We start from the raw sequence: 12786 nt of genomic DNA, 5'->3' as shown, positions 1-12786 counted from the left end.
GCGCGGCCCCGGCCCCGCGTGGGACGGTGCGCACCGGGTCCGGGACCGAATGGGCGTACAGATGTGCCCTTTCGGTCCCGGACCCGTTAGTAGCCGGGTTCTAGAATGGGCACTTCACTGAACGTGGGGCACGCACGACACGGCGACAGGGGCGGCATGGAGCAGGGCACACGGCAGAGCGGCGGCACCAGGGGCAAGGGCACGCGGCAGGCGCGTACGGGCCGGAGCCGGGAGCAGATCCTGCGTGCGGCGCTGGACCTGGCGCTGGAGCACGGCTACCAGGGCACGACGATGGCGGCCGTCAGCACCGAGTCCGGTCTGCCCATCGGCTCGGTCTACTGGCACTTCAAGAGCAAGGAGCAGCTCTTCGTCGCCCTGCTCGAGCACTGCTACGAGGTGTGGATGGAGATCCACTCCGGGCCCGAGGGGCTGCGTCAGAAACTGTCGCGCGGCATCACCGGCCTGTCCGGGGCCGACCCCGAGCAGTACACGAAGGAGGAGGCGCTGCTCAAGGCCGCGGCGGTCTGGGCGTTGAGCCGGCAGCTCGGCGGCCTGGGCGAGGACAGCGAGGTCCGTGCGGCATACCTGCGGATGCGGGTGGAGATGTTCAGGGTGGACGTCGCGCGGATCACCGAGTCCGTCCCCGCCGACGTCACCGAGCGCTTCCCCGATCTGCCCACCAAGCTCACGGTGCTGAGTCTGGCGCTGACCGACGGCCTCTACGTCCACGCGAACTCCGAGGTGCACCTGGAGCTGGACTTCGCCGAGTACGCGGACCTGGCCGCGCGGGCGCTGGAGAGTCTGGTGGACGACCACGCCCGCCGGGCGGCCGGGGAGCGGTAGCCCCTCGCGTCCCGCCCGGCGGGACGGGTGAGTCAGACGCCGCGGGTGAGTCCGCCGTCGACCCGGAGGTTCTGTCCGGTGGTGTACGTGGCGTCGCAGGCGACGTAGGCCACTGCCCGCGCCACCTCCTGGTAGGCGGCGGCCCTGCCCAGCGGGATGCTGGCGGTCCAGGCGGCCGGCACGGTCTCCGGGTCGGCGACGGTATAGCCGGGGAGCACGTTGTTGACGCGGATGCCGTCGGCGGCGACCTCGTCCGCCCACAGTTTCGTCCAGGTCGTCATCGCGGCCCGGGCCACCATGGAGGTGGGGAAGCGGGGCGAGGGCTCGCCGGGGCTGGCCGAGGAGATGTTGACGATGCTGCCTCCACCCTGGGCGCGCATCGGGGCCAGGGCGGCACGGCAGGCCCGCACCACGTGGTAGAAGTACAGGTCGAACCCGGTGGCCCAGTCCTCGTCGGTCAGCTCCTCCAGCTTCCCCTTGGGGCCGTGACCCGCGCTGTTGACCAGCACGTCCAGCCGCCCCCAGGCGGAGAGCACCTGCTCGACGGCGCCCTCGACGACCCCGGGTTCGGTGTAGTCGCCGCGGAGGGCGAGACCGCCCAGTTCCCCGGCCAGCGCGTCCGCCCCTTCGCCGCGTGCCAGCACCGCCACCCGGTGCCCACGTGCTGCCAGTTCACGCGCCGAGGCGGCGCCGATACCGCTGCTGCCGGCGATCACGAGGGCGGTGGGGTGTGCTTCGGTCACGGTGCGCTGCTCCTGGGTCACGGGCTTGATCCGAACAATTCCTCTAGAATCGCGATTCTAGTGAAAGGTAGTCGGCCCCACGGTGCGCGTCAACGGCACTCGGCGGCGGCACGGCGAGGGCGGCGGCGCGGCAGGCGGTTCTGCCGCGAAGTCCGGTGGACATGCGGGCACTTGATCACTTTCTGCACCACCGTGTGTGAAGCTATGCCCATGGAATCCATGGAATCTCCCGAAACCCCGCGCGGTGACATCCGGGACAGGCTGCAGACCGACCGTCCGCACTCCGCCCGGGTGTGGAACTACCTCCTGGGCGGCAAGGACAACTACCCCGTCGACAGCGAGGTCGGCGAGGCCATCCTGACGACGTTCCCGGAGTTCGCCGCCGTCGCCAGGCTGCAGCGGCGGTTCCTCGCGCGCGCCGTGCGTTTCCTGGTGGGCGAGGCAGGCATCCGGCAGTTCCTGGACATCGGGACGGGGCTGCCCACCGCGGAGAACACGCACGAGCTGGCCCAGCGCATCGCGCCCGAGAGCCGCATCGTGTACGTGGACAACGATCCGCTGGTGCTGGTGCACGCCGAGGCGCTGCTCACCAGCAGCCCCGAGGGGGCCTGCGCCTACGTGGACGCGGACGTCCGGGACCCGGAGCGGATCCTGGCCGAGGCGGCCAAGACGCTGGACTTCAGCCGCCCGGTCGCCCTGACCATGCTGGGGATCATGGGGCAGATCTCCGACGCCGACCGGCCGGCGGAGCTGGTGAGCGCCCTGCTCGCGGGGCTCCCCTCGGGCAGCTACCTCGCACTGAGCGACGGCACGAACTCCAACGAGGCGCTCAACCAGGCGGTCCTGGCGTACAACCAGCAGTCGGCCAACACCTACCACCTCCGGTCGCCGGAGGAGGTCGCCTCCTACTTCGAGGGGCTGGACCTGGTCGAGCCGGGTGTCGTCCCCACGGTCTCCTGGCGCCCGGAGTCCGACGGCGGCACGGCGGACGCGCCGGACGTGTCCGTCGCGGGGGTCGCGCTCAAGAAGTGAGGCGCGTCATGGGGATCGCCGTCCCGGGGCCCGCCGTGCGCGGGCCCCGGGACAGGGCGTCACGTCACGCGTTCCCGTGCGGGATCGCTGGGAGCACCGTCTCCACGACGTCGACGAGGACGCTGTCGTCCGGGAGACCGGCCGACTCGCTCCACACGGTGAAGTCGTAGTAACCGCCCCCGTCCTTCGCGTCGAGGGCCACGGTCAGCGTTCTGGCCAGGGGGCCCTGCCCGACGGGGCCGCCGGACGCGCTGCCGCCCAGGTCGATCTGAATGCTCATCATGTGGTCCGAGGACAGGATCGCGGGCCGGCCGAGGATCGTGAGCCTCTTGACGTCCGTCTCGTCCCCGTACTTCATCAGGTTCGCGTACTGGTCGATCGTCAGCTTGTTGTACGTGGCCAGGACGTCCACGGTGTACGTGTCGAAGCCGACCCTGGCCTCCGGCTGGGCGATCTTCTCGCCCGTCAGCGGGGCGGTGCCGCTGGAGCCGGACGCCGACGTCGCGATCTCGGTGGGTGTGCCGAGGAGTCCGGGCAGGTCAGGCCGGTTGAGTGCCTCGCACAGCTCCTCGCCGGTCACGGCCCCGGGCGTGGTCCGGTAGGCACGCGGCAGTTCCTCGCCCTCCCCGGTCTCCTCCGCGCCGGGACACGAGACGGCCTCCTCGGCCCCGGCCCCGACTTCGTCGGAGGGCAGGAACTTCGGGCCCAGCCAGAGTGCGGCCCCGAGCGCCACGAACAGACCCACGGCAGCGGCGGCCTGCCCCCAGGCGTTGGGTTCCTTGACGGCCGGAACGGCGGGACGCGGCGCGGCCGGAGCCTGCGGCTGCGGGCGGGACGGGGGCTGCGTCTGCGTCTGCGTCTGCGTCCGGGACGCGGTGGCGGCCGGTGTCGCCCCGTCGTCCGCGCCGGACGCCGGGCTCCGATGTCGCCGGGCCCGCAGAGCCTTGACCACGATGCGCACACGCAGCGCCGTGGCCAGCAGGAACGCCGCGCCGATGGCGGCCGGCACCCATCCCTCGCCGTCGAAGACGGCCATGTACATGATGCGTACGCCGAAGACCGACCCGACCAGGATGAGCAGCGGCTCACGGACCCAGAAGGGCAGGAGGCGTACGAGAAATCCGAGCATTCGGTGATCTCACCAGCACAGGATCATCACGGCTGTGACGGAAGCCACAATTCCGGCCCGGTGCTCAACTGTGATGAACGAAGAACCGGGAGGCTGCAGACCTGCCGGTCTCCCGCTCCCGGGCGACGGTCGCCGCCCTGCCACACGGGCTTCCCCGGTCCGCATGGACGTGCACCCGTGACGCGACCGCGTGCCCCACCGAGCTCCGGCGCCTTTGCGGCGTCGGGCGGTTCGCGGGAGCCTGAAGAGATGATTCGTCGGCGTGTGACGGCCCGTGCGCCCGGCGCGCCGGGGATGCAGCGCGCTGAGGGCGGTACCGAGCCGTCTCCCGGAGGTCCCGTCAAGGCCCCGATGGTCTACGTGGTCCTGGCGACCCTGCCGATCGTGCTGCTGGAGCTGTTGATCGACGACCGCACGGTGCGCGTCGCCCCCTTGCTGATCCTGCTGCCCGCGTTCCCGGCGGCGGTGGGGACCGTGCGGCAGACCGCGTGCGCGGTGGGCTGGATGCTCGTCGTCCTCACCGCGGTGCTGATCGCCCGGCCGCTCCCGTCGGCGTCGGACTACGGCGTCGTGCTGCTGCTCGCCGTCGTGCTCGGCGTGCTGTGCGTGCTGACCTGCCGCTGGCGGGTCCGGCGCGAGCGGGAACTGCTGAGAACCCGGTCCGCGGCGGTCGCGCTTCAGCGCCAGATGCTGCGGCCGCTGCCGGTCCTCACCGACCGGGTGGTCGTCGACGGTGCGTACCAGCCGGTGGAGACGGACCGGCTGGTGGGAGGCGACGTCTATGAGGTGGCGGCCTCACCGTACGGAACCCGGTTACTCTTCGGGGACGTCCAGGGCAAGGGACTGCGCGCGATCGGAGCCGCCTTCGCCGTGCTCAGCGCCTTCCGCGAAGCCGCGCAGCGCGAGCCGACCCTCACCGCGCTGGTGGACGACCTGGAGCGGGCCATGGTCCGGCACAACGCGTTCGTCCAGCAGACGGGTGAGCCCGAGCAGTTCGTCACCGCTCTCGTCCTGGGCATCGACACCGCGACCGAGACGCAGGCCGTCAACTGCGGCTATCCCCCGCCTCACCTGCTGGGATCCGGCCCCGTCGCCCCGGTGGAGCTCGGTGACCCGGGCGTACCACTCGGGCTCGCGGATCTCTCTCCCCGGCCCAGAACGGTCTCGTGGTTCCCCTTCCCCGCGGGCGCCACGCTCCTCAGCTGCAGCGACGGTGTCACCGAGGCCCGCGGCGTCACCGGCGCCCCCTACCCCCTCGAAGGACGCCTGGAAGAGTGGACGGCCGTCTCCTCGTGGGAGGTCGCCGACCGGCTGACCGAGGACGTCGGCCGCTACACGGCCGGGGAACACCGGGACGACATCGCCGTACTCATGGTGCGCAGGACCGGCTGAGTGCGGATTTCCGCCGGGCGGTCGGCGCACCGGCCGCGCTCGGGAGTGTCTGCGGCTGGAGGCGACCGCCGCGCCGTGGCCGCGTACGCCCTCGCATGCGAGGACGCGTCTACCCCCTCGCGTGGCCGGGTGAGGCCAGTCGGGTGTCCGCGCCGGAGCTGACGTGCCGCTGGGTCTCCTGAGGGCCGTGCCAGTCCAGGCACATCACGGTGGCGTCGTCCTGAAGCCGGCCGCCGGCGGCGTCCCGCACCGCGGACGTCAGCGTCAGAGCGACCTCACGCGGGTGCAGGTCCCGGGTGCGCTCCAGCATGCCGAGGAGGTCGACCTTCTCCCCGTGCCGTTCGAGCATGCCGTCGGTCAGCATCAGCAGACGATCACCGGGGCGCAGGTCGACGTCCTGGACCCGGTAGGGGTGGGCCACGAGTCCGAAGGGAGGGTCCACCTCGCAGACGACCGACTCCGCCGCTCCCTCGCGCAGACGCAGGGGCCAGGGGTGGCCTGCGTTGACGAGCCGGGCCCGGCCGGTGTTGAGGTCGACGCGCAGCAGTTGTCCGGTGGCGTGGCCGTGGCCGTGGTCGGCCAGGGCCACGTCGGCCCGGTGGGCCTGGTCGGCCAGGCCCGCTCCCGCCCGCCGGGCGCCGCGCAGGGCGCCCACCAGGATCGTTGCGGCGAGCGCCGCGGCGACGTCGTGGCCCATGGGGTCGGTCACCGACACGTGCAGGGTGTCGCGGTCCAGGGTGTAGTCGAAGGTGTCGCCGCTGAGGTTCTCGGAGGGTTCCAGGCTGCCGCACAGCGTGAACTGTGCGGCCTCGCACGACAGCGACGGGGGCAGCAGCTGGTACTGGATCTCCGCCGCCAGGGTGGGGGGCCTTGAGCGTTTGCCCCAGATGTAGAGGTCGGTGAAACGCCCGTTGGCGATCACGATGTAGGCCAGGACGTGGGCAGCTTCCCCCACCTCCTCGAGGACGTCCGCGCCGAGCCTGTCCGGAAGGATCAGTTCCAGCAGTCCGATGGCGTCCCCCCGGTTGGTGACCGGCACGATCACCCGCAGTCCCCGGTCACCCATCTCCTGGAACGGGCGCTGGGTGCGGACCACGTACTCGTAGACGCTGCCGGGGAGGGCGATCCGCTGCGCCTCCCTCCCGCCCGGCACGGGACCGGCGGTGGACAGCCGCGCCACCGCCCTCCCTGTCAGGTCCACGATGAGGAAGGACACCTCCTCGGCGGACAGACGCCACCTCAGGTGCTCGGCGACCACATCGACGGCGTCCACCGGTGCGGCCGTCTCCGCCGCCGTCAGCAGCCGGGGAAGTACGCTCTGCCCACCGCTCACGGCCACGGTCCCTTCGTCAGCGCCTGCCACCAGCCTGGGGACGGCCCCGATGGGCGTCAATCGGAGACAGGGCGAACGCCTGTCGAGCCGAGGGATGCGGTCAGGGCGACGGCGCGCCCGCCCCGCCGTCCGTCTCCCACGCCTCCACCGCGCTCCGTCCGTCCATTCTGTCCGCTGCCACTCCCGCACGGCCCCCGGCGCCCCTGCCGGCCCCGCGCATCAGCTCCGCGGCAGCGGCACCGGCCTCGGGGGGAACCACCAACACGTCCCGGCGGCCGTCGGCGAAGAAGAGGGTCAGCCGGTGCGGGTCCTGCTCCTCGGCCGACCAGTCCACCCACACGGCACGCCCGGCCAGGGAGACCCAACTCGGGATGACGGGCCAGTGGGCCGGGTTCACGGTGACGCCGGTGAGACGGCCCCAGGGACCGTCGAGCGCGGCGGTCAGGAGCGGCAGCTCGCGGCTGAGGGCACGGGAGCGAGGCCACCACACGCCGTCCAGCCCTCCCGGCGCGGGCGTCAGGGACAGCCGGGCCGGTGGCGCGGACAGCCGCCTGCTCGCCATCGTGCGGTCGATCGTCACATTCATGGCGCGGACCTTGCCTCCGGGCCCACGGTCGCGGTCCGGCGTCGCCGATCCCCGGGAACGGCACCGGCGGCGGAGCCGGTGCACGAGGAACTCCCGGCTCTTCCACCGTACTCCCCCGCCGGACCGGAACGACGTGACTGACCAGCGGTTTCCCAGGGCCGAGGGGCACGCCCGGCACCCGCCCGGCGAGGCACCTCGTCGTTCCGTCCGTCGTGCGGGAGCAACCGGCGCCCGGTCCCGGTACCCGCCGAGGCCGGCAGCGGCCTGAGCCCGCCGAGTCCCGGCGACCAGGGGCGCATCCCGAGGTCATGCGCGGGGCAGGCGCATCCGACGCCGCGCCGCGTCGAGCGCGTGCCGGCTCAGGCGCCGGACACTGGCCCTGGCACGGTGACCACTCCGCCACCGCGCCCGTCGGCGCCGCCGCCCGACGGGCGCGGCAGGCTCCCGGGACGGCGGTGCCGGGCGTGGTGCGGCCGTTCATCGGGCCGGTCAGCGAAAACCGGTCGCCGCGAACGGCACCCGTGACTGCGGCTGTTCGGCTGCCGGTGCCTGGTACGGGTGGGTCCACAGGCCCTCGGCCCGGAGCCTCGGGAGGACACCCTCGCCGAACCAGTACGCCTCCTCCAGGTGCGGATAGCCGGAGAGGACGAACTCGTCGATGCCGAGGGCGTGGTACTCCTTGACGCGTTCGGCGACCTCGTCGTGGCTGCCGACCAGCGCCGTGCCCGCGCCGCCGCGCACCAGGCCGATGCCGGCCCACAGGTTGGGGTGGATCTCCAGGCCGTCCCGTTTGCCGCCGCCGTGCAGGGCGAGCATCCGCCGCTGCCCCTCCGACTCGCTGCGGGCGAGCCCGGCCTGGACCGAGCGGATCGTCTCCTGGTCGAAGCCGGCCAGGAGACGGTTCGCCTCCGCCCAGGCCTGCTCGGAGGTGTCGCGGGTGATGACGTGCAGCCGGATGCCGAAGCGCAGGGTGCGGCCCTCCTCGGCGGCCAGGCGCCGGATCCGGGCGATCTTCTCCGCGACGGCGGCGGGCGGTTCACCCCAGGTGAGGTAGACGTCGACGTGCTTCGCCGCGACCCGGCCGGCGATCGGCGAGGATCCGCCGAAGTACACCTCCGGGACCGGGTCGGGTACGCGGGTCAGCCTGGCGTCCTCCACCCGGAGGTGCTCACCCTCCAGGTGGACGGTCTTGCCCTGCCACAACTGCCGTACGACGCTCAGGAATTCGTCGGTACGGCGGTAGCGGTCGTCCTTGTCGAGGAAGTCGCCGTAGGCGCGCTGTTCGTGGCTCTCGCCGCCGGTGACCACGTTGAGCAGCAGCCGTCCGCCGCTCTGGCGCTGGAAGGTGGACGCCATCTGCGCGGCGAGGGTGGGCGAGACGAAGCCGGGGCGGAAGGCGACCAGGAACTTCAGCCGTTCGGTGTTCCGGCTGACCATGGCGGTGGTCAGCCAGGCGTCCTCGCACCACGCGCCGGTCGGGGTGAGCGCGCCGGTGAAGCCCAGGTCCTCGGCGGCGCGGGCGATCTGGCTGAGGTAGGCGACCGTGGGCGGCCGGTCGCGGCCGGACGCCGTGGCCGGGGTGCCGTGGCCGCCGCCGACGACGTGCCGGCTGTCGCCGTTGGTGGGCAGGAACCAGTGGAAGGTGAGGGACACGGGGAAGGCTCCGTTCGGGGAGGGCGTCTTTCGTCGTTCGTCGGAGGAGGCCGTGGCGGGTGGTCGTGGGAGCCCGTTACGGCTCCTGGTGCGGGAGCCGGCGCGGCGTGTGCCGTACGGCGGCGTTCATCCGGTGGCCGCCAGCAGCGTGGTACGGCCGCCGAGCGCGCGGGAGAACTGGTCGGTGACCTGCGCCAGCGCTTCGGCGGCGGCGGGGGCGACGGTCAGCGTGCCGTCGTCGCCGACGGTGATCTCCTTGTCGAGGGTGAACCAGCCGGGCGTGATGTGGGCGGGGCCCATGGAGTTGAGGACGGGCCGCAGGGCGTAGTCGATGACGAGGACGTGGGCGGTGGTGCCGCCGGTGGCCAGCGGCAGGACGGTCTTCCCGGTCAGCGCGTACTGCGGGAGCAGGTCCAGCAGTGCCTTCAGCAGCCCGGAGTAGGCGGCCTTGTAGACGGGGGTGCCGATGACGACACCGTCGGCGCGCCGGAAGAGGGCGGTGGCCTCGACGATCGCCGGATGGCGGAAGTCGGCGTGCAGCAGCGCCTCGGGCGGGAGGGTGCGTACGTCGAGCGGTATGACCTCGTGCCCCTGGGCGACGAGCCGCTGGTCCAGGTGGCGCAGCAGCCGGCCGGTGCGGGAGGTGGCGGAGGGGCTTCCGGAGACGGACAGGACGGTGGCCATGCGAGGACCTTCCGGGAGTGGTGTGGGGCGGGCGGGTTCAGGCGCGGGCGGCGACGGGGGTTCCGTCCCCCGGGTCCCGGTTCGCGTATGCCGGGCGGCACGTGGGCACGGGCGGCACAGGCGTCATGGGCCGTACGAGGCGGACGTGCCGCCCGGGCGGCACCCGTGTGCGCGACGGGGAGGAACACGGTGAGCGGACGTCAGAGGACGGCGGCACGGGGAGGGCGGGCGTCAGCAAAAGGTCCGGGAGCCGTGAGCGATCCGGGAGCCGTGAGCAAGGAGAAGGCGCGAACGCGAGGGTTTCCCCCGGCTGCGCTCAGACCCGGGTGCGACAGCAGGAGCTGGAGACACGCGCAAGGTCGACGTGGCGTCGCCGCGTGAGCTCCTGTCGCTTCATGCCGCCGATCAAAGCAGCGGTCGGTGACACGGGTCAAGGACGCCCGGACGACGTTCCACATGCTGAGAGCCGTTCTTCGAGGGCCTGTTGGAAAATCACCCTTCACGCTGGTCCGCGCCCGGGGCGTCGTCCCGGCGAGCGGGACGACGGCCGTCGATCTGGCGCACCGCCGCCCCCGTGTGGTTACCTGAGCGCATGACCGTGCTCGTGACCCGCCGCCACGTTGACTACGTGCGTGTCACCACCACGGGCTGTCCCGCCGCGAGCTGACGCCGCGCGCCCGGCCGTGGACCGGCCGTTCCCCCCTCCTCGCCGTACCGCACCGCGCTGACCACCGCCCCCCTGTGTCCGGGCCGTGACGCGTGGCGCCGCGGCGTCCTCAGGCATGACCCTTTCGTCCCGTTTCTCTGCCAGGGAGCACCCTCATGAGCAGCCAGCCCCTTGACTCCGTCACCGCAGGCCACACCCCCGAGGAAGGTTCCACGACGGCTGACACGCCGGCCTGGTCCTTCGAGACCAAGCAGGTCCACGCGGGCGCGGAGCCCGACCCGACGACCGGTGCCCGCGCGACGCCGATCTACCAGACGACGTCGTTCGTCTTCCGCGACACGCAGCACGCCGCCGACCTGTTCGCCCTGGCCGAGCCCGGCAACATCTACACCCGCATCCACAACCCCACCCAGGACGTCTTCGAGCAGCGGATCGCCGCGCTGGAGGGCGGTGTCGCGGCCGTGGCGCTGTCCTCCGGGCAGGCGGCCGAGACGTTGGCGATCCTCACGGTGGCGAGCGCCGGCGACCACATCGTCTCCAGCACCTCACTCTACGGCGGCACGTACAACCTGTTCCGGCACACACTGCCGAAGTTCGGCATCGAGGTGTCCTTCGTGGACGACCCTGACGACCCGGAGGCCTGGCGGGCGGCGATCCGCCCCCACACCAAGGCACTGTTCGCGGAAACGCTGGGCAACCCGCGCGGCAACGTCCTCGACGTGCGGGCGGTCGCGGACGTCGCCCACACGGCGGGCGTGCCGCTGATCGTGGACAACACGGTGCCGACTCCCTATCTGCTGCGGCCCGTCGAGCACGGCGCGGACGTCGTGGTGCACTCGGCGACCAAGTTCCTGGGCGGTCACGGCACGGCGATCGCGGGTGTGGTCGTCGACGGCGGCACCTTCGACTTCGGGGCGCACGCCGACCGGTTCCCCGACTTCACCGAGCCCGACCCGAGCTACCACGGCCTGCGGTACTGGCCGGCGCTCGGTCCGGGCGCGTTCGCGGTGAAGCTGCGGGTGCAGTTGCTGCGCGACCTGGGTCCGGCCCTCTCCCCGCACTCGGCGTTCCTGCTGCTGCAGGGCGTGGAGACGCTCAGCCTGCGTATCGAACGGCACTCCTCGAACGCTCGGGCGCTCGCCGAGTGGCTGGAGCGGCGCGACGAGGTGGCCGCCGTGCACTACGCGGGCCTGCCGTCCAGCCCCTGGTACGAGGCAGGGCAGAAGTACCTGCCGCGCGGAGCGGGCGCGATCGTCTCGTTCGAGCTGCGGGACGGCGTCGAGGCAGGCAAGCGGTTCGTGGACGCCGTCCAGCTGTTCAGTCACCTCGCCAACATCGGTGACGTGCGCAGCCTCATCATCCACCCGGCGTCCACCACCCACAGCCAGCTCGACGAGCGACAGCTCGCGGCCACCGGCACCTCGCCCGGCCTGGTGCGGCTGTCCGTCGGCATCGAGGCCCTCGACGACCTCAAGGCCGACCTGGAGGCGGGGTTCCGCGCGGCGAAGGGAGCGTCCTGAACACCGTCCTGACGCCGCCCCCGACCCCCCTCCCGCCGGCCTCCGGGGCCTGGCGGGAGGGGGACCCGCCCGGACGGCGGCAGTGGTACGCGCACCCGGAGCCGCTTCCGCTGGAGGCGGGTGGTGAACTGCCGGACGTGCGGCTCGCGTTCGAGACGTGGGGCCGGCTCGCCCCGGACCGGTCCAACGCGGTGCTGGTGCTGCACGCCCTCACCGGTGACAGCCATGTGGCGGGTCCCGCCGAGCCGGGGCATCCCACGCCCGGCTGGTGGGACGGGCTCGTCGGACCCGGGCGGGCGCTCGACACGGACCGCTGGTTCGTGGTGGCGCCGAACGTGCTCGGCGGCTGCCAGGGCAGCACGGGGCCGTCCTCCCGCGGCCCGTCCGGGCGGCGCTGGGGCGGCGACTTCCCGTTCCTGACGCAGCGCGACCAGGTCGCGGCCGAGGCCGCCCTGGCCGACGCGCTCGGCATCGACCGGTGGGCTCTGGTCGTGGGCGGTTCGATGGGCGGGATGCGAGCTGTGGAGTGGGCCGTGTCGTACCCGGAACGGACCGGCGCGCTCCTGCTGGCGGCCACGACGGCCGCCGCGAGCGCGGAGCAGATCGCGTGGGCCGGGACGCAGACGCACGCCATCCGCGCCGACCCGCACTGGCACGGCGGCCACTACCACGACACCGGGCGCGGCCCGCATGCCGGACTCGGCCTGGCCCGGCGCATCGCCCACATCACCTACCGCAGCGAGCCGGAACTGCGGAGCCGTTTCGGACGAGCCGCGCAGGACGGGGAGGACCCCTGGCGCGGTGGCCGCTACCAGGTGGCGTCCTACCTGGACCATCACGCGGACAAGCTGGTGCGCCGCTTCGACGCGGGCAGTTACGTCGTGCTGTCCGAGGCGATGAACAGTCATGACGTCGGGCGCGGGCGCGGCGGGGTGCGGGCCGCCCTGGGCCGGGTGACCGCCCCGACGCTGGTGGCCGGCGTCGACTCCGACCGGCTCTACCCCCTGTCCCAGCAGGCGGAGCTGGCGGCCGGCATCCCCACGGCGGACGCACCGCGGGTCGTCGGGTCGCCGTACGGCCACGACGGCTTCCTGATCGAGGTGGAGCAGGTCGCCGCGCTGGTGGCTGAACTCCTGCCCGCACCTCCCCCGGCCCCGGCGGGTGCGCCGGAACATCACCTCCCCCATCCCTGACGCAGAAGGGT

The 12786-nt window shown here is 72.7% G+C and carries 12 protein-coding genes; 5 read left to right on the top strand and 7 right to left on the bottom strand.

All coding sequences use genetic code 11. The features are described 5' to 3' along the window. Positions 1-156: 156 nt before the first annotated feature. A complete protein-coding gene (locus tag F3L20_RS15705; RefSeq protein WP_145824847.1) occupies positions 157-843 on the top strand; it encodes a TetR/AcrR family transcriptional regulator in 687 nt (228 codons plus the stop codon). Between the two features lie 32 nt (positions 844-875). Here the strand turns inward: F3L20_RS15705 and F3L20_RS15700 are convergent, their stop codons facing one another. Continuing rightward, complete coding sequence (locus tag F3L20_RS15700) at positions 876-1586, bottom strand: SDR family oxidoreductase (RefSeq protein WP_150154920.1); 711 nt, start codon at positions 1584-1586, stop codon at positions 876-878. 219 nt (positions 1587-1805) lie between these two features. Between F3L20_RS15700 and F3L20_RS15695 the strand changes: the two genes are divergently transcribed. Then, on the top strand, positions 1806-2618 hold the full coding sequence (locus F3L20_RS15695) for an SAM-dependent methyltransferase (RefSeq protein ID WP_150154919.1): 813 nt from the start codon (positions 1806-1808) through the stop codon (positions 2616-2618). A 64-nt stretch (positions 2619-2682) separates the two neighbouring features. Here the strand turns inward: F3L20_RS15695 and F3L20_RS15690 are convergent, their stop codons facing one another. After that, positions 2683-3747: a DUF6215 domain-containing protein gene (locus F3L20_RS15690; RefSeq protein ID WP_150154918.1), complete on the bottom strand. Its 1065-nt coding sequence runs from the start codon at positions 3745-3747 to the stop codon at positions 2683-2685. A 351-nt stretch (positions 3748-4098) separates the two neighbouring features. On the opposite strand from F3L20_RS15690, the gene F3L20_RS15685 reads away from it, so the two are divergent. Next, complete coding sequence (locus F3L20_RS15685) at positions 4099-5139, top strand: PP2C family protein-serine/threonine phosphatase (RefSeq protein ID WP_167534532.1); 1041 nt, start codon at positions 4099-4101, stop codon at positions 5137-5139. Positions 5140-5248: 109 nt separating this feature from the next. Here F3L20_RS15685 and F3L20_RS15680 read toward each other — a convergent pair whose 3' ends face one another. From F3L20_RS15680 to F3L20_RS35620, 5 genes are all read right to left on the bottom strand, one after another. After that, complete coding sequence (locus F3L20_RS15680; protein WP_240810915.1) at positions 5249-6472, bottom strand: PP2C family protein-serine/threonine phosphatase; 1224 nt, start codon at positions 6470-6472, stop codon at positions 5249-5251. A 100-nt stretch (positions 6473-6572) separates the two neighbouring features. Beyond that, positions 6573-7058, bottom strand: coding sequence for a DUF5994 family protein (locus tag F3L20_RS15675; protein WP_150154916.1), 486 nt, complete (start codon positions 7056-7058; stop codon positions 6573-6575). A 489-nt stretch (positions 7059-7547) separates the two neighbouring features. Next, on the bottom strand, positions 7548-8711 hold the full coding sequence (locus F3L20_RS15670; protein ID WP_150154915.1) for an LLM class flavin-dependent oxidoreductase: 1164 nt from the start codon (positions 8709-8711) through the stop codon (positions 7548-7550). A gap of 126 nt (positions 8712-8837) precedes the next feature. After that, a complete protein-coding gene (gene ssuE / locus F3L20_RS15665; RefSeq protein WP_150154914.1) occupies positions 8838-9395 on the bottom strand; it encodes an NADPH-dependent FMN reductase in 558 nt (185 codons plus the stop codon). Positions 9396-9711: 316 nt separating this feature from the next. Continuing rightward, positions 9712-9792: a putative leader peptide gene (locus F3L20_RS35620; RefSeq protein ID WP_356787323.1), complete on the bottom strand. Its 81-nt coding sequence runs from the start codon at positions 9790-9792 to the stop codon at positions 9712-9714. A gap of 425 nt (positions 9793-10217) precedes the next feature. Here F3L20_RS35620 and F3L20_RS15660 point away from each other — a divergent pair, with 425 nt between their 5' ends. Further along, positions 10218-11582, top strand: coding sequence for a bifunctional o-acetylhomoserine/o-acetylserine sulfhydrylase (locus F3L20_RS15660; protein WP_150154913.1), 1365 nt, complete (start codon positions 10218-10220; stop codon positions 11580-11582). After that, positions 11579-12775, top strand: coding sequence for a homoserine O-acetyltransferase MetX (gene metX / locus F3L20_RS15655; RefSeq protein WP_150154912.1), 1197 nt, complete (start codon positions 11579-11581; stop codon positions 12773-12775). The genes F3L20_RS15660 and metX overlap by 4 nt, the downstream gene beginning before the upstream one ends. The last annotated feature ends 11 nt before the right edge of the window (positions 12776-12786 follow it).

The organism is Streptomyces tendae (assembly GCF_008632955.1).
In the GTDB taxonomy this organism is placed as follows: Bacteria; Actinomycetota; Actinomycetes; order Streptomycetales; family Streptomycetaceae; genus Streptomyces.
This window is presented reverse-complemented; position numbering and strand designations above follow the sequence as displayed.